Genomic DNA, 17,596 nt, shown 5'->3' on the forward strand with positions numbered 1-17,596 from the left:
CTAGACTCTGGCAGATCCGTAGCCCCTTGAAGGAAACAAGGACTCATGTCTTCTGGGTATGACCGTGTAGTGCAACCGGCGGCCGGTGACGAGGCCCTGGAGAACCACCTAGGTGGCGACGAGGCCAAGAACTACCGGCAGTACGAGTTCGACATGGTCGCACCGCACGTGGGCCGCTCGATGCTCGAGATCGGCTCTGGGCTGGGGCACTTCGCCGAGCAGTTCCTGCCGCGGCTGGACCGGCTGGTGGTCAGCGACTTCGACCCCTACTGCTGCGACCAGCTCAACAAGCGCTTCGCCGACAACTCCGACATCGAGGTCCTGCACTTCGCGCTCCCCGACCCGGTCCCGATGGAGGGCCAGGTCGACACGGTCGTCCTCATGAACGTCCTGGAGCACATCGAGGAGGACTCCGAGGCCCTGCGCTCGCTGGCCAAGGTCACGGCGCCCGGCGGCCGGATCATCATTTGGGTGCCCGGCTACATGCAGCTTTACGGAGACTTCGACCGCAAGGTCGGCCACGTCCAGCGCTACACGCCCAAGACGCTGACCCAGACGGTCATGCGCGCCGGGCTGGACATCGACGTGTGCAAGCCGATCAACTTCCTGGGCGGCATCGCCTGGTGGGCCGCGGTCCGCCGGGGCGGCGTGGGGTACCCGGACCCCCGGCTGGTCAAGATCTACGACCGCACGGTGGTGCCGACGACCCGCTTCATCGAGCGGTTCATCCGGCCTCCGTTCGGCCAGACGGTCTTCTGCGTGGCCCGGGTCCCCCAGTCCTGATCAGCCGAAGGCCACGTCCTTGGTCTCCAGGGTGCCGCCCTTGCGCCCCGGCGCGGTCTGGAAGCGCCAGTAGAGGTTGGTGTGGGCGATGACCTGCTCCGGCGCGGGCGCGCCCCACGCGGACTGGTCTTCCGTGGTGTGCGCGTCGCTGACCAGCGTCGCGTCGTAGCCGCGGACGATGGCGCCATGGAGCGTGGAGCGGATGCACGCGTCGGTCTGCGCGCCCACGACGACGAGGTGGCCGACGCCGAGGCCCGACAGCACGCTCTCCAGGTCGGTGTCCTCGAAGGAGTCGAAGTAGACCTTGTGCACGAGCGGCTCGGCGGCGCCGGGAACCAGTTCTGGCACGATCTGCCAGCCGTCGCTGCGCAGGGGCATCTCCTCGTCGGAGTGCTGCACCCACACGACGGGCACCTGCTCGCGCCTGGCCCTGTCCACGAGGTCGCCGATGTTGGCGACGACCGTGTCGCGCTCGTGGGCGCCGGCGACGACGCCGTTCTGTACGTCGATGACCAGCAGCGCGGTGTTGGGCCGGTCGGCGAGAGTGGTCATGAAGCCCCCCTGGATCCGTGGTGAAGCCCACACAGTAGCCGGTGCTCCCGACAAATAGAGTGGCCGGATGATCCGCATCGAGCGTCTCGATCACCTGGTCCTGACCGTCGCCGACATCGACCGGACCATCGCGTTCTACCACGAGGTCCTGGGCATGGAGCCGGTCGTGTTCGGCGAGGGCCGCAGGGCGCTGCGCTTCGGCCCGCACAAGATCAACCTGCACGCTGCCGGGCACGAGATCGATCCCAAGGCCGCCAGGCCCACACCCGGGTCGGCGGACCTGTGCCTGGTGAGCGCGGTGCCGATCGAGGAGGTCATCGCGCATCTGGGCGCCTCGGGGGTCGCGATCGAGGTGGGGCCGGCGCCGCGTACGGGCGCGCTGGGTGAGATGACGTCGGTCTACTTCCGCGACCCGGACGGCAACCTCATCGAGGTCTCCACGTACTAGGCGCGCCTTCCGACATCCGCGACAGGGGCGTAACGTCGGCGGGAGGGCGCAGATGAGCGACTATGCCAAGGCACGAGAGCTCGGCGAGCAGGCCCGTGAGACGGAGTGGAACCGGCCGAGCTTCGCGAAGCAGCTGTTCCTCGGGGATTTCCGGCTGGATCTGGTCTATCCCGTTCAGACGGTCCCCGACGACGCGGCCAAGCGGGGGGAGGACTTCGTCCGGGCCGTCCGGAGATTCCTGGATACGCGGGTCGATCCGGCGGTCATCGAGCGGACGGGGGTCGTTCCCGACGAGGTGGTCAACGGGTTCAGGGAGCTGGGGGCCTTCGGGATCACGATCGCCGAGGAGTACGGCGGGCTGGGCCTGCCGTACCTCTACTACTGCCGGGCGCTCATGCTGGTCGGGTCGTACTGCCCGGCGCTGGCGACGCTGCTGTCGGCGCATCAGTCGATCGGGGTGCCGCAGCCGCTGAAGCTGTTCGGCACCGAGGAGCAGAAGCGGAAATTCCTCCCACGCTGTGCAAAGGGTGAAATATCGGCGTTTCTGCTGACTGAGCCGGATGTGGGGTCGGACCCCGCGCGGCTGGCCACCACCGCCGTCAAGGACGGCGACGACTACGTTCTCGACGGGACGAAGCTCTGGACCACGAACGGAGTGGTCGCCGATCTGCTCGTCGTGATGGCGCGTACCGGAAAGAAGATCAGCGCCTTCGTGGTCGAGGGCGACTCGCCGGGGATCACGGTGCAGCGGCGCAACACCTTCATGGGACTGCGCGGGATCGAGAACGGGGTCACGACGTTCGCCGGCGTGCGGGTACCGGCGGCCAACCTGATCGGGCGCGAGGGCGAGGGGCTGAAGATCGCGCTGACCACGCTCAACACCGGGCGGCTCTCTCTGCCCGCCACCTGCGCGGGCAACGCCAAGTGGGCGGTGAAGATCGCCCGTGAGTGGAGCTCGGCCCGCGTGCAGTGGGGGCGCAGCGTCGGCGAGCACGAGGCCGTGGCCACGAAGATCGCGTTCATCGCGGCCACCGCGTACGCGCTGGAGGCCGTCTGCGACCTGACCGCGCGCATGGCCGACTCGGCCGCCACCGACATCCGCATCGAGGCGGCGCTGGCCAAGCTGTACGCCACCGAGCTGTCCTATACCGCCCTCGACGAACTGGTCCAGATCAGGGGCGGACGCGGCTACGAGACCGCCGAGTCGCTGGTGGCCAGGGGCGAGCGGGGCGTACCCGCCGAACAGATGCTGCGCGACTCCCGGATCAACCGGATCTTCGAGGGCTCCTCGGAGATCATGAAGCTGCTGATCACCCGCGAGGCGGTCGACGCCCATCTGAGCGCCGCCGGCGAGCTGATCAACCCGGACGCCTCCCGCCACGAGCGGGCCCAGGCGCTTCGGCGGGCGACCGCCTTCTATGCCAAGTGGCTGCCCACGCTGGTGGCGGGCTCCGGCTCGCTGCCCGCGTCGTACCCCGGCTTCGGCCCGCTCGCCCGCCACCTGCGCTACGTGGAGCGGACCAGCAGGAAGCTGGCGCGCTCGCTCTTCTACGGCATGTCGCGCTGGCAGGGACGGCTGGAGCACAAGCAGGCCTTCCTCGGCCGGATCGTGGACATCGGCGCCGAGCTGTTCGCGATGACGGCCGCCTGCGTGAAGGCCAGGGAGGACGCCGCCGACCTGGGCCGGCGCCCGCAGGAACTGGCCGACACGTTCTGCCTGCAGGCCAGCCGCCGCATTCAGACCCTCTTCTCCACACTCTGGGACAACAACGACGCCCAGGAGGTACGGCTGGCGCGCTACGTCCTGGAAGGCCGGTACACCTTCCTCGAAGAGGGCATCCTCGACCCCTCGGTCGAGGGCCCGTGGATCGGCGCGCCCGAGGGCGGGGAGAACGTGCGGAGAAAGATCCCCTGACACACCCGGTCTAGACCGGTTATGCCGGTTTGTGCGTTTGGATGTTTTCAAACCGATACCCACCGGTATAGACCGGCTGCTGAACAGAGGCTTACTCTGACGCAAACGCGGTGAGCTGTGGCTCACGCACCCCCAAAACCCTGTGGGCTGGGTCCGGGGCTGGTACGGACCAGCGTGACCCGTCCGACGTGAAGGCGGTATCTACGGTGAACATCAAGCTTGTGGGCGGCGCCGCTCTCGGCCTGGCCACCATGCTGGTCCTGTCCAGCTGTGGCAGTACCGGCGGCTCGGGCACGCCGGCCGAGGGTGGCAACACGGCCTCCGCCGGCGGCGCGGTCACGCTGAAGATGGTCGCGGCCGACTACGGCGACGGCCCCGGCGCGGCGAACTCCGGCGACAACTTCTGGAAGGAGGTCGTCGGCGAGTTCGAGAAGGCCAACCCGAACATCAAGGTCCAGGTCACCGTCATCAACTGGAATGACATCGACAAGCAGGTCGCGACCATGGTCCAGAACGGCCAGGCGCCCGACATCCTGCAGACCGGCGACTACTCCGGATTCGTCAAGGACGGCCTGCTGCACAAGGTCGAGGAGATCGTCTCCCCGAACGTCCAGCAGGACCTGCTGGCCAAGTTCGCCGAGTTCGGCAAGGTCGACGGCGCCTCGTACGGCCTGCCGTTCGTCTCCTCCGCCCGCGCCCTGTTCTACAACAAGGAACTGTTCGAGAAGGCCGGCATCGCCGAGCCGCCCAAGACCTGGGACGAGCTCAAGGCCGCGGCAGAGAAGCTGAAGAAGTCCGGCGTCAGCCAGCCCTTCGGCCTGCCCCTGGGCCAGGAGGAGGCGCAGGCCGAGGCGTTCCTGTGGATGCTGGGCAACGGCGGCGCCTACAAGGACGCCGCCGGCAAGTGGGCGATCAACTCCCCCGCGAACGTCGAGACCTTCACCTACGTCAAGGGCCTCGTCGACGCCGGTCTGACCAGCCCGAACCCCGGCACCAAGGACCGCAAGACGGTCTGGGAGGACTTCGCCGCCGGCAAGGTCGGCATGGCCAACGGCGGCCCCATGTCCATCCCGATCTTCGACAAGGGCGCCGTGAAGGACAAGTACGGCGTCGTGGCGATCCCCGGCAAGACCGGCCCGCTCAACACGACCCTGGGCGTCATGGACTGGATCATGGCGTTCAACCAGAACAAGCACCCCGACGAGATCAAGAAGTTCTTCGACTTCTTCTACACCGGCCCCGCCGCCGAGAAGATCGTGGACCTCTACAAGCTGCTGCCCGTCACCAACGGCGGCATCCAGAAGCTCTCGGGCGACGAGAAGCTCAAGCCGTTCCTCGACGGCCTGCCCAACGCCAGCTTCTACCCGTTCCAGGACCCCAAGTGGTCTGAGCTGAACACCCAGATCAAGCAGACCATGGGCGGCGCCGTGAAGGACCCGGCCAAGACGCTCGGTGAGCTCCAGAAGGTCGCCGAGACCGGCTGATCGGTCGAGGTGCGTACGGCAGGCGGCTCGGTGCCGGGCGCCTGCCGTACCTCCAGAAAGGGTTCGCATGAAGAAGCTGGAGCCGCTCGCCTGGGTCGGGCCCGCGGTCTTGCTGATCGCCGCGGTGGTCATCTGGCCGGTGATCGAGATGATCCGGTCGTCGTTCCTGCAGATCAGCCGGTTCGGCGTGGTCCGGGAGGGCAACTTCCCCGACAACTACACGAAGGTCTTCACCTCGAAGGACTTCGGGGACATCATGGTCCGCAGCGTGATCTGGGTGATCGCGGTCGTCGTGCTCACCGTGCTGATCTCCCTGCTGCTGGCGCAGTTGTTCAACCAGAAGTTTCCGGGCCGCAAGCTGGCCCGCTGGGCGCTGATCGCGCCGTGGGCGGCGTCGGTGCTGATGACCGCGATCGTGTTCAAGTGGATGCTCGACCCCGAGGTCGGCGTCATCAACCTGATCCGCCGTGACCTGGGCGTCTTCCTGAAAGACACCTTCGGCATCGAGCCGAGCTCGCTGGGGTTGCTCGGCGCGATGGGCGGCACCTCGGCCGACCAGCTCGGCCAGGCCTCCACCGCGATGCCGTGGCTGATCTTCGTGGCGGTGTTCGTGTCGGTGCCGTTCACGACGTACGCGCTGCTGGCCGGCCTGGCCACGATCCCGGCCGACATCTACGAGGCGGCCAGGATGGACGGCGCCTCGAAGTTCCGCACCTACTGGTCGATCACGCTGCCGCTGCTGCGGCCCGCGCTGACCGTCGCGGCGCTGATCAACGTCATGAACGTCTTCAACAGCTTCCCGATCATCTGGGCGATGACGAAGGGCCAGCCGGGCTACGACACCGCGACGTCCACGATCTTCATGTACATCCTGAAGGGCTCCGACATCGGGGCGTCCGCGGCGATGTCGGTGGTGAACTTCGGCATGGTCATCGTGCTGACCATCATCTTCTTGCGGGTCTCCCGCTGGAACAAGGAGGTGGCGTAGGTGAGCACGCAGACCGCTCCCGCCCCGCTGAGCCGGCGGCGGCACCACCACCAGCGCCCGCGCCGCCCGCACACGATGCCGCGGGTCAAGACGACGCTCATCGCCGGGCTCGCGTACCTGATCGGGTTCGTCTTCCTCTTCCCGTACCTGGTCATGGTCCTGATCGCGCTGCGGCCGCAGAACGAGCTGCGCACGGCGCAGTGGTTCCCCGACACCTGGGACCTGTCGGCGATCGGCGGGTTCTGGCGGGGCGGGCTGGCCGACAACCTGCTGGTCTCGTTGCAGGTCGCGATCGGCTCGACGTTGCTGGTGCTGATCGTGGCGCTGCCGGCCGCGTACTACACCGCGCGGCACAACTTCAGGGGGCGCACGTTCTTCCTGATCCTGGTGCTGGTCACGCAGATGTTCCAGCCGACCTCGATGGTCGTGGGCATCTACCGGGAGTTCTTCCAGTTCGGGCTGGTGGACTCGGTGTGGTCGCTGATCCTGGTCAACGGCGGGTTCAACCTGGCATTCGCGGTCTGGATCCTCAACGCGTACTTCTCCAGCATCCCCCGTGAGCTGGAGGAGGCGGCCTTCATCGACGGCAACGGGCGGATGGGCGCGCTGTTCCGCATCACGCTCCCCCTGGCCATGCCCGGCGTGATCACGGCGCTGATCTTCACGTTCATCGCCGCGTGGAACGAGTTCGTCGTCGCGCTGACCCTGACCACGAGCCCGGAGAACCAGCCGCTGCCCGTGGCGCTGCACTCCTACATGGGCCAGTACTCCGTGGACTGGCAGGGACTGTTCGCCGGATCGGTGATCGCCACGATCCCGGTGATCATCCTGTTCGCGCTCATCGAGCGGAAGGTGGTCGGCGGTCTCACCGCCGGCTCGATCAAGTAGGCCACCCTCAGCGGGCGACCTCCTCCCGCCCGCCCTTCGGCCGCCGCGCGATCCGCGGCGGCCGAAGCGTTCTTGGTCAGAGAAAGAATGTGCGCAGGTCGGCGACGAGCACGTCCGGCACCTCCATGGCGGGGAAGTGGCCGCCCCGGTCGTACTCCGCCCAGTGCACGACCTTGTGCTCGCGTTCGGCGATGCGCCGCACGCCGGTGTCGCCGGGGAAGACGGCGACGCCGTGCGGCACTCCCGAGTACGGGCTCTGCCCGCCCCAGGCCGCGGCGCCCTCCTTGTAGATGCGGGCCGCCGAGCCTGCCGTACCCGTGAACCAGTAGACGCTGATGTTGGTGAGAAGCTGATCGCGGTCCACTTCCACGCCGGCCCACTCGTGGAACTTCTCGGCGATCCAGGTGAGCTGGCCGGCCGGGGAGTCGTGCAGGCCGTAGGCGAGGGTCTGGGGCCGGGTCGACTGGATCATGGCGTAGCCGAGGGCCTCCGTGTCCGGATAAATCGCCATGCGTGCGCTTTCGGGCTCCGTCAGGCCCTCCAGCTCGGCCGGGTCGCCCGTCGGGAAGCCGAGGCCGCCGTTGACGTGCACGCCCACCACCTTGTCCGGTGCCACGCGGCCCAGTTCCGGAGCGATGACCGAGCCGGTGTCGGTGCCGTGCGCGCCGTAGCGCTCGTAGCCGAGGCGCTCCATGAGCACCGCCCACGCCCTGGCCACCCGCTTGAGGTCCCAGCCCGTCTCGCGGGTCGGGCCGGAGAAGCCGAAGCCCGGGATCGACGGCGCGACGACGTGGAAGTCCTGGGCCAGCGGTTCGATGACCTTCATGAACTCCACGAACGAGCCGGGCCAGCCGTGGGTGATGATCAGCGGCAGGGCGTCCGGCTTGGCGGAGCGTACATGGACGAAGTGGATGTTCTGTCCGTCGATCTCGGTGGTGAACTGCGGGAGGGCGTTCAGCGCGGCTTCCTGGGCCCGCCAGTCGAAGCCGTCGGCCCAGTAGCCGGCGAGCTCGCGGGCGTAGGAGAGCGGGACGCCGTAGGACCAGCCGGTCCCGGGTAGTTCGTCGGGCCAGCGGGTGCGGGCCAGGCGTTCGCGCAGGTCGGCGAGGTCGGCGTCTGGGATGCCGATGGAGAAGGGCTTCATGGGGACGACTCTAAAAATCGCCTAGGCCAGGTAACGTCCTAGGTTGTGAGGCTGCTTTCTTTGCTGGGTCTCCTGCAGACCCACCGGGACTGGTCGGGGGCCGAGCTGGCCGAACGGCTCGGCGTGTCCATGCGTACCGTCCGGCGCGACGTGGACCGGCTACGCGAGCTCGGTTACCCGGTCAACGCCACCGCGGGCGCGCCCGGGTACCGGCTGGGCGCGGGGTCGCGGCTGCCGCCCCTGCTGCTGGACGACGACGAGGCGGTAGCGGTGGCCATCGGGCTGCGTACCGGCGCCGGGGGCACCGTGGCCGGGCTGGAGGAGGTCTGCGTGCGGGCGCTGGCCAAGCTGGAGCAGGTGCTGCCCTCCCGCCTGCGGCATCGGGTCGACGCGCTCAAGACAGTGACCGTGCCGATGCCGTTGGGCGGTCCCGCGGTGGATCCCGGCGTGCTGTCCGCGATCGCGGCCGCCGCGTGGGCGCGCGAATGCCTGCGGTTCGACTACCGCGCGCACGACGGCACACCGAGCAGGCGTACGGCGGAGCCGTACCGGCTGGTGCATTCAGGACGGCGCTGGTACCTGGTCGGATGGGACGTCGAGCGGCGCGACTGGCGCACCTACCGCGTCGACCGGCTCACCCTTCGCACCCCGAACGGCCCGCGCTTCTCCCCCCGCCCGCTGCCCGCCGACGACCTGGCCGGCTACACCTCGCGGCGGATCGCCAGCGCCCCGTACCGCTACCAGGGCCGCTTCACCGTCCACGGGCCCGCCGCGGCCGTGAGCGAGCGCATGACCGCGACCTCCGGCGCGATCGAGCCGATCGACGAGCACACCTGCGTGGTCAGCACCGGCTCGGACTCCCTGGACGAGCTGGCGCTGTGGGTGGGGCTGCTCGGCTTCCGCTTCGAGACGCACGAGCCGCCCGAACTCGTCGAGCACATCCGCACGCTGGGAGAGAGACTCCAGGCGTCGGCCGATAACCCGTTGCGTCCTCAATGATCGCTCCCCTACTGTCGGAGCACCAAGAGCCACTACCTGGATGGGTAGTTGAAGCGCCTCCACGCCATGGGCGCGAACACCGCCGGCGCCCCGGCCCTGCTTGTCACAGGGCCGGGGCGTCGCCGTATGTGTACCACTGGCTGTGGTCGAGGAGCTGGCGCGGCGTGACCGTCCAGCCGACCTCGCTCCCGAACGGTTCCACCGGCACGTCGATCAGCTCGCCCGGCAGGAAATGCGATACCGAGCCGTGCCGGGCCTGCCAGTCGGCCCAGAGCTTGTCCACGAAGCAGTGGTTGAGGAAGAACGCCGGGTCGTTCGGCGCCGAGGCGGGCAGCATGCTGCCGCCCATCCACACGTGGGCCCGGTTGTGCATGACCGGGCCGCCCGGCCAGCCCTCGACGAGATTGCGGAAGCCGGCGCTCGCCGAGGAGTCGTACGGCGCCTGGTCGTAGAGCGAGGTGGCCATCGCCTGGCTGACCAGCCCGGCGCCGGACGGCCGGTCCGCCCCTACGCCGAACTCCCTGCGCAGGAACTCCCTGTTGTCCTCGCGGACGTTGAGCGGCCACTGCCCGTGGCGGAAGGCGAACGGCCCCTCCATCACCTGCTGGTCCCCCTGACGCCCGTTGCCGCCGAGGAAGTCCGTGGTGAACGGCGTCGCGCCGCCGCTCTGCTGCACCGTCCAGTCCCAGTACGGCAGCGCCACCCCCAGCTGAGTCTCGAAGTGCACCAGCATCGCCCGGTGCCAGGGCAGGAAACCGGCGTGCATGTGGGCGTTCCACCCGTGCTCGGCGAAGGCCCTGCGGTGCAGGTCGACGAAGTAGTCGTAGGCGCCGCTGCGCTTGAGCCGCAGGAAGGCGTCCACCAGCGCGGACTTCTCGGCGGCGCTCAGCGCTGCGGCGTTCTGGCGCAGGCGGGCCGCCCTGCGCCGGCCGCCGGAGTCGGGCTGCTCCAGCTTCACCTTCGGCGCCGGTGGCCGCTCGACCAGCTTGGCTCCGCGCAGCAGCTCGACCGCCTCGATCGCCGCGCCCTTGAGCGTGCGGTGGCCGGAGTACAGATTCAGCTCGCTGATGAACCTGCCGTTCTGCTCCATGATCTCCAGCGCGACGCCGTCGACGAACACCGACCTGTTGAGCAGGCCGTGCATCTCGTGCCCCGACGGGCAAATCTTGATCTTGCGGCCCTTGTGGGTGAGCTCGACACACCCGTCGACGGGCGGCGGACCGGCCAGGAACGGCACCGCCCCCATCGCCATCAATACCTGCCGCCTGCTGGCACCGAACATGAGGCACCTCCTTCGCGATCTTGCTACCCGGAGATCCCTCTAGAACTGGGCTGAGTATGCGCAAGATCATTCCAGGAGTTCGCCGCCCCGGGGTCGGTGCCCCGGGGCGGCGTCCTGCCGTGCTCTACAGGCGCTCGATGATCGTGACGTTGGCCTGGCCGCCGCCTTCGCACATCGTCTGCAGGCCGTACCGGCCGCCGGTGCGCTCCAGTTCGTGCAGCAGCTTGGTCATCAGGATCGCGCCGGTTCCGCCCAGCGGGTGGCCCAGGGCGATGGCGCCGCCGTTCGGGTTGACCGTGGCCGGGTCGGCGCCCAGCTCCTTGATCCAGGCCAGCGGGACCGGCGCGAACGCCTCGTTGATCTCGGTGACGTCGATCTGGTCGATCGACATGCCCGCCTTCTTCAATGCCTTCCGGGTGGCCGGGATCGGCGCGGTCAGCATGTACACCGGGTCGTCGCCGGTCAGCGCGAGCTGGTGGATACGGGCGCGCGGAGTCAGCCCGTGGTCCTTGACCGCCTGCTCCGAGGCGATGAGAAGCGCGCCGGAGCCGTCGGAGATCTGCGAGGAGGTGGCTGCGGTGATCACGCCGTCCTCCTTCAGCGTCTTCAGGCCCGCCATCTTCTCCAGCGTCGAGTCCGGGCGGGGGCCCTCGTCGTCGTGCACGTCGTTGACGGGGACGATCTGGTCCTTGAAGTGCCCGTTCGCGATGGCTTTGGCCGCGCGCTGGTGCGATTCGTAGGCGAACCGCTCCAACTGCTCGCGGGTGAAACCCCACTTCTGGCACATCAGCTCCGCGCCCCGGAACTGGGAGATCTCCTGCTTGCCGTACCGCTCGACCCACATCTCGCCGAAGGGGAACGGCATGCCCTTCTCCAGGGCCGCCGTGATCGACGAGCCCATCGGCACGACGCTCATCGACTCCACTCCGGCGGCGACCACGAGGTCCTGGGTGCCGGACAGGACACCCTGCGCGGCGAAGTGGATCGACTGCTGCGAGGACCCGCACTGCCGGTCGATCGTGACACCGGCCGTGGTCTCCGGCAGGCCGGCGCTGAGCCAGGCGTTGCGCGCGATGTCCATGCTCTGCGGGCCGAACTGCATGACGCAGCCCATGATGACGTCCTCGACCGCGACGGGGTCGACGCCGGTGCGGTCGATGAGCGCCTTCAGCGTCTGCGCGGCCAGGTCAGTGGGGTGGACGGTGGAAAGGCCGCCCTTCTTCTTGCCGACCGGGGACCGGACCGCCCCGACAATGTACGCCTCTGCCACAGTGCCCTCCATGAAACCGAGCAATATTCGGTTACTGGGCAGACTACAACAGAACGATGCTCTACGGGCCTCCCGAACCGGCCTCAACCACCTCAGACACGCGCCTTCTTCAACACCTCCGCGAGAACCGCGACCCGAACACCACGCGCCTGCTCGGCCAGCGGCCGCAGGTCCTTGCCGTTCCCGGTCAGCACCAGTGCCGCCCCCTCCGCCTCGGCATACGCGATCACCAGTGCGTCCACCGCCGAAGGCAACGACTTTCGGTCTGCCCGTGCCATGCTCGCGAGAGCCTTGGTACGCAGGCTTGCGGCCCGTCTGGCGAGATCTTTCGGAAGATCTGTCAGAGGGCTCCGAGCGGGCGGAAAGCGCAGAACCTTGGCGTCTCGGCCCGCGCTACCGGTCAGGCATTCGACCAACACGACCGACGGGATCACCGGTGGCCACACCTCCCGCTCACGCAGATGGCGCAGCAAAGCGACCGCCGACGGGGTACGGTCCGCCAGAAACGTGACCGCCCCCGAATCGAGTATCAGGCGTCGCACGTCAACAGGCCATCCTGCCCGGGTCGTGCGCTACGTCGACACGGGCCATGAGCTCGTGGGCATACGTCCTCGCGGCCTCCCACTCCTCGTCCGTAACCCCCTGGTCGGCCAGCTCCGCCGCCACCTCGTCCACATAGTCGTCCATCTCGCTGGCGAGGATGGCATCTCGGACGGCGTTCTGGAAAATCTCCGAGGCATTCAGCTTCCGATGCCGCTTGAGCTGCGCATCGAGTTCATCGTCGATGTAGACGTTCCTTCGAGCCATACACACAACTATACACACGACTTCCCGGAGCGTTCAGCGTTCGGGAGCTAGAAGGTCGTCCGGGGCGTCGATACGGAAGCACCACCGGTCCACCGCGATGCCCTGCAGCCCCTCCGCCAGCGACAGCGCCAGCGTCCCGACCTTCTCCAGGTCGTCGCCGCGCAACTCCACCGCCGTCAGCTCCGTCGCGAAAGGCAGCAGATCCCGTACGGCCGGCGGCCGCGTCTTCAGGGGCACCACCACCGCGCGGAACCCGGCGCCCTCGAAGGCGTCGTCCTCACCGGGCTCGGCGTCGAGCAACTCGGCCAGTTCCTCGTCGGCCGGCCGTACCGGCAGGATCACCGCGGCGCCGCGCTGCACGTCCTCGTCGGACGGATCGCTCACCTCACCGCGGCACACCGCCAGCCCGCCCAGCCGGAACGCGATGCCCTCGGCCAGGTAACGGTCGAAGTAGTCGAAAGGCAGCGGCCCCTCGGCCGCCACCCGAAGGGCCCAGACCGTTTCCAGCTCGCCGCCCACGAGCTCGGGCTCAGCCTCGACGGCCGCGTGGATCCTGGTGTCGGCGGCCAGGATGTCACCGCCGTCCGCACGGGCGTCCGGGTCGGCCAGTTGCACGATCCGCAGCAGTTCGGCGGGATCCGGCTTGGCGGACACCGCCGCCGTGGGGCCAGTACGCAGTCGCCGCTTCGCCATCCAGCCCATGCGCGTGTCCTCAGCTTCTGTAGGAGCTCGTCATTGTCGCGTAGACGATGATGTTGTCGGTGTAGTGACCGATGTTGCGGTTGTAGTAGCCGCCACAGGTGATCAGGTGGAGCTGGGCGTTGTCGCCCTGATCGCCGTAGACGCGCTGGGTGGGGAAGGTCGTCTTCGCCGCCTGCTCCACGCCGCCCACGGTGAACACCGCCGTCACGCCGTCCTGCCGCTTGACCTCGATGGTGTCGCCGTTGCGGATCTCGTACAGGCGGCTGAACACCGCGGTGCCCCGCCGCGTGTCCTTGTGCCCCAGCATCACCGACGGCCCCGCCTCACCCGCGGTCGGCCCGTGCCGGTACCAGCCGACCAGGTTCGGATTGTCGATCGACGGGACCTGGATGGCGCCCCGCTTGTCCAGCCCGATCGAGGAGATGGGCGCGTTGATGCCGAGCCGCTTGATCACGATCCTCTTGGGCGTGGACGGCAGCATGGCGGGCGCCGGATTGATCGGCGGCAGGGGCGGCGGCACCGTGGGCTCCGCCTTGAACAACGCCTGCTGCGGCGCCCCGGTGTTCTTGCCGTCCGGCTGCGCCCCAAGATCAAGACTGTCCCGGGCCAGCCCGTACTCCTGCGGCGACCCCGCGACGATCAGCAGCCCCGCCACCACCGTCACGACCCCGGCGATGGCCGCGAGAATCAGCGTGATCCGCAGCCCGCCGCCACCCTGAGAACCCTGCCCGGTCACCTTCAGCCCCGGTTGAGCCCGCGCCGCCGGACCATCAGCCCACCGGCACCCGCGGCCAGGATGAGCAGTGAACCGGTGAGAATGAACATCCGCCCGTCAGGCCCCATGTCCCCACCGCCACCGGTGTCCGCCCCGGCCTTGGGAGTCTTGGTGACCTTCCCGTTGTTGTCCTTGGGCGTCTCGGTGACGAACTTCGTCGTGGTCTTGGTGGGCTTGGGGGTGGTGGTCGTGGGGGTCGGCGTCGGCGTGGGAGTGGGCGTGGTCCCGTTACCCGCAGTGACGGTCATGGTGTACGTCTTGAGGTTCGCCTGTGTCGTTGAGCATTTGACCAGCGAGTTCGTCGTCGAGGTCCCGATGTAGATATCGCTTGGCGTCAGCGTGACGGTGCCTGCGGTGGTCGCTTTAATCTTGACATTGAGCAAAGTCGGAAGTGCGAGGTCCGCACCGGCAGAGCCTGTGATCGTCGTCTCACCTGAGGCTGTAGCGGGAGCCCCCGCGCCGCTCGCCTTGACGGTGACGATGAACTTGGTGCTGGACGTCGCGCCCACGGGCACCTTCAGCGTGTCACTGCCAGTCTGGATGACCCCGCTCCACGGGATGCTGGCCTCAGTGTTGGCCACGGCGGCCGGCGGAGTGAGTGCCACCTTGATGTCGGGATATGCCGGGTACTCGGCGTCAGCGGTGTTCGTGGCCGTACAGGTGTACTCGACGATCTCGGCGGTCCCGTTGCCGCCCCCGGTGCCGATGGTGAAGCTCAGCGACCCCGGCTTGATCTCCACCATCGTGCCCGTCGTCGCTGCCGTGATCTTGAAGGCCACGCTCTTGGCCGGGACCGTCGTGGACTGCGCGGTGGTGGCCCCGCCCGGCTTGGTCCCGGTCTCGGCCGTGCCCCCGGTGACGGTGGGCGTCCAGCCGACGTTCACCGTGGAGGCGGTCGTGGGCGCGGTCGCCAGCGTGAGCGCCGGGATCTCCAAGGTGACGTCAAAGCTGCCGCCGGCCGTCACCGAGCTCGCGACCGTGCTCATGCTGACCGTGATCGACTGGTTCGTGATCGTGCCGGCGGTGCAGGTGAAGGGGACCGACTTGGGGCCCTTGTCGCCGGTGCCCGTGCCGATCGGGACCTTGAGCGTGGCGTCAGTGGTCGTCGAGGCCGTACAGGTCGAGGTCATGTTCGACTGCGCCGCTGCGGTCGAGTGGAAGAAGGTGGAACCGGCGACGAAGAGGAGGGTGCTTGCCAGCCCCAAGGCGGAAGTCTTCTGGGCGAGGCGGCGCCGCGCCTTGGACGTCAGCACTGTCTATCTCCGTTTCAGCGCAGGTTCAACAGGCGTACCAGGATTCCAGCGATTGGTCACGGTTAGGTTGAGATCGTACGAACTGACCCTGTAAATCTCCTGTAAACCTGAAAACCGGAACCAAGAACTGGTCAACCCTTCTTCTTGGACAGGGTCGCATACACGATGACGTTGTCGGCGTAGCTGTGGGCCGACTTGTTGTAGACGCCGCCGCACGTCACCAGGCGGAGCTGGGCGTCGGAGGTGTTGCCGTACACCCGGTTCGTCGGGAACGTGGACTTGCTGACCTGCTCGATGCCGCTCACCGTGAAGCGGGTCACCTTGCCGTCCGAGCGGTACACGTAGATGGGGTCGCCCTTGGTCAGCTCCGCGAGGCGGTTGAAGACCGCGGGGCCTTTGCGGGTGTTCACGTGGCCGTTGATGATCGACGGGCCGATTCCGCCGGGAATGGGGCTGTCGCGGTACCAGCCGGTCAGGTTCGGCTTCGCCAGGGAGGGGACGCCCAGGGCGCCCTTGGAGTCGAGGGCCACGGCGCCGATCGGGGCGTTCACCTTGATCTTGGGGATCTTGATCCGCGTCGGCCTGGCCTTCTTCGTCGCCTTCTTCGCCGGCGGGATGGGGGCCACGGTCGGGACGGCGGCCAGCGGCGGCGGGGCCTCCAGCCTGGCCGGGGTCAGCGGAACGTCCTTGCCGCCCGGGCCCACGGTCGGCGACAGCATGAAGGCGCCGGCGTTCTGGATCTCGATCGGGGTCGGCTGCTCGCCGTTCCCGGCCTGGCTGGGGCCGGCGGCTCCGGCCAGGACACCGCCGGGGCCGCCTTCCACTCTCGGGGCCAGCTGCAGCACGCCTACGGTCACCGCGACCACTCCGGCCAGCGAGCCGGCGACCAGCAGTCCGGGCAGCGCCCGGTTCATGGCTTTCTTCCGCTCACTCATCACTTCGCTCCTCCGGCGTGCGCGGCGCGGCGCCGCCGTACCAGCAAGCCGCCCGTCGCGCTGACCAGCAGCAGGGCCGAACCACCCGCGATCAGCCCGTACGGCCCGCCCGTCGCCTCCGCGGGCGCTTCACCCGTGTCCACCCCGCCCTTGGGCGTCTTGACCACCTGGGCCTTGATGAAGCGGGTCGTGGTCGGCGAGGCGGAGGCACGTGTCGTCGGCGTCTTCACCGCGCCGGGCACCACACCGACGTGCCACGGGTCCTGGTTGTTGTCGCCGTTGTTGTTCGGCGGCGTGGTCGTCGGGGTGTTGGTGGGGCTGTTCGTACCGGTCGGCGTGCCGGTCGGTGTGGGTGTCGTCGGGGGCGGGCTGCTGGGCGTGCCCGGCGCGTCGACGTCGATGCTGCCGCCACCGCTGGTGATCGTGCAGGTCGCCTCGTGGTGCTTGGGCGGCTCGGAGAGCGCGCCGGTGATCACCTTGAAGGCGTCGAGGTAGGCGCGTCCGGCCGCGGTGTTCTCAACCTCGATGGTGTGCGGCTTGTAGGCCATCTCGGGCGAGGTCCACAGGACCTCCTTGGCCTTGGTTCCGGTCATCGGGGTGCCGTTGACGTCTTTGCCGGGCTCGACGAGCGGGTCGGTGATCGGCTGCCCGTCGATGCGGATCCGGATGGGGCTGAGGTCACGCTCGCGGCGGCCGATGTACTCGACCTGGGTGCCGGTGAACGCCAGCTTCGCCACCTCGTTCACCGCGGTGGTGGTGTGCAGGTCGTTGAGGTGGTCGCCGAACTCTTCCTCCGTGGTGATGCGCGACCAGCCGCCGGTGTATTCGATCGCCGGCCGGTGGTTGTTGACCATCACCTCGCCCTGCGCGGGCGTGAACCTGACCACGAGCGCGCCCGGCTTCACCCGGATCTTCCCGGGCCGCTGCACGAAACCGGCGTCCGACAGTCCTTCCGGCAGCGTCATCTGGGTGCCGGGGACAAGCAGTTCTTGTTCCTTGCCACCCTTGGGGTGCAGCGAGCCGTTCCAGGCGCCGGTGATGTCGACGACGCCTTCCAGGCTGAGCAGCGAGCCTTCGGCGAAGAAGCCGGGCGAGCCGAACCGGCGATCGCCCAGGTACTTGAGCGACCAGCCGACCTCCAGCTGGCCCGCAGAGTTGATCTTCGGGGTGACGCCCGCCTCGAGTTCGACCGGGAGCGTGCCGGCGACGCCGCCGACGCAGCGGTAGGTCACATTGAGCGTGGCCGCCTGGCTGGGGCTGGACAGCGCGACCACGAAAGCCGCGGAGGCCGCTAATCCGACCGAAGAGGCAACCACTGCCTTACGCCACCGACTCATGGGTCACTCCGATCACCCAGGCATACCAACGGTA

General features: G+C 68.4%; 19 protein-coding genes. 8 read left to right on the forward strand and 11 right to left on the reverse strand.

Annotated elements, in window-relative coordinates:
* The first annotated feature begins 69 nt into the window (after positions 1-69).
* The gene (locus ACIBHY_RS41720; protein ID WP_397093383.1) at positions 70-783 is read left to right on the forward strand and encodes a class I SAM-dependent methyltransferase; all 714 of its coding nucleotides are present in this window, start codon (positions 70-72) and stop codon (positions 781-783) included.
* Here the strand turns inward: ACIBHY_RS41720 and ACIBHY_RS41725 are convergent, their stop codons facing one another.
* Positions 784-1,335 (reverse strand): cysteine hydrolase family protein, encoded by a 552-nt coding sequence (locus ACIBHY_RS41725; protein ID WP_397258216.1) that lies wholly within the window; start codon positions 1,333-1,335, stop codon positions 784-786. It abuts the gene before it with no gap.
* Between the two features lie 67 nt (positions 1,336-1,402).
* Here ACIBHY_RS41725 and ACIBHY_RS41730 point away from each other — a divergent pair, with 67 nt between their 5' ends.
* The 5 genes from ACIBHY_RS41730 to ACIBHY_RS41750 all read left to right on the forward strand — a co-directional run bounded on the left by ACIBHY_RS41730 (position 1,403) and on the right by ACIBHY_RS41750 (position 7,058).
* Positions 1,403-1,783 carry a VOC family protein gene (locus ACIBHY_RS41730; protein WP_397258218.1) on the forward strand — a complete coding sequence of 127 codons (381 nt, stop codon included), beginning with the start codon at positions 1,403-1,405 and terminating at the stop codon, positions 1,781-1,783.
* A gap of 52 nt (positions 1,784-1,835) precedes the next feature.
* Positions 1,836-3,698 (forward strand): acyl-CoA dehydrogenase family protein, encoded by a 1,863-nt coding sequence (locus tag ACIBHY_RS41735; protein ID WP_397258219.1) that lies wholly within the window; start codon positions 1,836-1,838, stop codon positions 3,696-3,698.
* 206 nt (positions 3,699-3,904) lie between these two features.
* Positions 3,905-5,182, forward strand: a complete 1,278-nt coding sequence (locus tag ACIBHY_RS41740) for an extracellular solute-binding protein (protein WP_397258221.1) — start codon at positions 3,905-3,907, stop codon at positions 5,180-5,182.
* 67 nt (positions 5,183-5,249) lie between these two features.
* Positions 5,250-6,170, forward strand: coding sequence for a carbohydrate ABC transporter permease (locus tag ACIBHY_RS41745; RefSeq protein WP_397258223.1), 921 nt, complete (start codon positions 5,250-5,252; stop codon positions 6,168-6,170).
* On the forward strand, positions 6,171-7,058 hold the full coding sequence (locus tag ACIBHY_RS41750; RefSeq protein WP_397258225.1) for a carbohydrate ABC transporter permease: 888 nt from the start codon (positions 6,171-6,173) through the stop codon (positions 7,056-7,058).
* 76 nt (positions 7,059-7,134) lie between these two features.
* Here ACIBHY_RS41750 and ACIBHY_RS41755 read toward each other — a convergent pair whose 3' ends face one another.
* Positions 7,135-8,202, reverse strand: a complete 1,068-nt coding sequence (locus ACIBHY_RS41755; protein WP_397309612.1) for an epoxide hydrolase family protein — start codon at positions 8,200-8,202, stop codon at positions 7,135-7,137.
* 45 nt (positions 8,203-8,247) lie between these two features.
* On the opposite strand from ACIBHY_RS41755, the gene ACIBHY_RS41760 reads away from it, so the two are divergent.
* Entirely contained in the window at positions 8,248-9,201 is a 954-nt protein-coding gene (locus ACIBHY_RS41760) for a helix-turn-helix transcriptional regulator (RefSeq protein WP_397258228.1), read from the forward strand.
* Between the two features lie 103 nt (positions 9,202-9,304).
* On the opposite strand, the gene ACIBHY_RS41765 is transcribed toward ACIBHY_RS41760, so the two are convergent.
* The 7 genes from ACIBHY_RS41765 to ACIBHY_RS41795 all read right to left on the reverse strand — a co-directional run bounded on the left by ACIBHY_RS41765 (position 9,305) and on the right by ACIBHY_RS41795 (position 14,780).
* The gene (locus tag ACIBHY_RS41765) at positions 9,305-10,483 is read right to left on the reverse strand and encodes a tyrosinase family protein (protein ID WP_397309613.1); all 1,179 of its coding nucleotides are present in this window, start codon (positions 10,481-10,483) and stop codon (positions 9,305-9,307) included.
* A gap of 124 nt (positions 10,484-10,607) precedes the next feature.
* The gene (locus ACIBHY_RS41770; protein WP_397309614.1) at positions 10,608-11,753 is read right to left on the reverse strand and encodes an acetyl-CoA C-acetyltransferase; all 1,146 of its coding nucleotides are present in this window, start codon (positions 11,751-11,753) and stop codon (positions 10,608-10,610) included.
* A 92-nt stretch (positions 11,754-11,845) separates the two neighbouring features.
* Positions 11,846-12,295 carry a hypothetical protein gene (locus ACIBHY_RS41775; protein WP_397258234.1) on the reverse strand — a complete coding sequence of 150 codons (450 nt, stop codon included), beginning with the start codon at positions 12,293-12,295 and terminating at the stop codon, positions 11,846-11,848.
* A gap of 1 nt (position 12,296) precedes the next feature.
* Complete coding sequence (locus ACIBHY_RS41780; RefSeq protein ID WP_397258236.1) at positions 12,297-12,560, reverse strand: hypothetical protein; 264 nt, start codon at positions 12,558-12,560, stop codon at positions 12,297-12,299.
* Between the two features lie 33 nt (positions 12,561-12,593).
* Complete coding sequence (locus ACIBHY_RS41785) at positions 12,594-13,262, reverse strand: hypothetical protein (protein ID WP_397258238.1); 669 nt, start codon at positions 13,260-13,262, stop codon at positions 12,594-12,596.
* A 10-nt stretch (positions 13,263-13,272) separates the two neighbouring features.
* Entirely contained in the window at positions 13,273-13,998 is a 726-nt protein-coding gene (locus tag ACIBHY_RS41790) for a class F sortase (protein ID WP_397258240.1), read from the reverse strand.
* Between the two features lie 2 nt (positions 13,999-14,000).
* Positions 14,001-14,780: a hypothetical protein gene (locus ACIBHY_RS41795; protein WP_397309615.1), complete on the reverse strand. Its 780-nt coding sequence runs from the start codon at positions 14,778-14,780 to the stop codon at positions 14,001-14,003.
* Between ACIBHY_RS41795 and ACIBHY_RS41800 the strand changes: the two genes are divergently transcribed.
* On the forward strand, positions 14,767-15,384 hold the full coding sequence (locus tag ACIBHY_RS41800) for a hypothetical protein (protein WP_397309616.1): 618 nt from the start codon (positions 14,767-14,769) through the stop codon (positions 15,382-15,384). The two genes, ACIBHY_RS41795 and ACIBHY_RS41800, sit on opposite strands and share 14 nt — an antisense overlap.
* A 37-nt stretch (positions 15,385-15,421) precedes the next feature.
* Here the strand turns inward: ACIBHY_RS41800 and ACIBHY_RS41805 are convergent, their stop codons facing one another.
* A complete protein-coding gene (locus ACIBHY_RS41805; RefSeq protein WP_397309617.1) occupies positions 15,422-16,225 on the reverse strand; it encodes a class F sortase in 804 nt (267 codons plus the stop codon).
* Complete coding sequence (locus tag ACIBHY_RS41810) at positions 16,225-17,499, reverse strand: hypothetical protein (protein ID WP_397309618.1); 1,275 nt, start codon at positions 17,497-17,499, stop codon at positions 16,225-16,227. The genes ACIBHY_RS41805 and ACIBHY_RS41810 overlap by 1 nt, the downstream gene beginning before the upstream one ends.
* Between the last annotated feature and the right edge of the window lie 97 nt (positions 17,500-17,596).

Source organism: Nonomuraea sp. NPDC050547, from assembly GCF_044457345.1.
Classification (GTDB): domain Bacteria; phylum Actinomycetota; class Actinomycetes; order Streptosporangiales; family Streptosporangiaceae; genus Nonomuraea.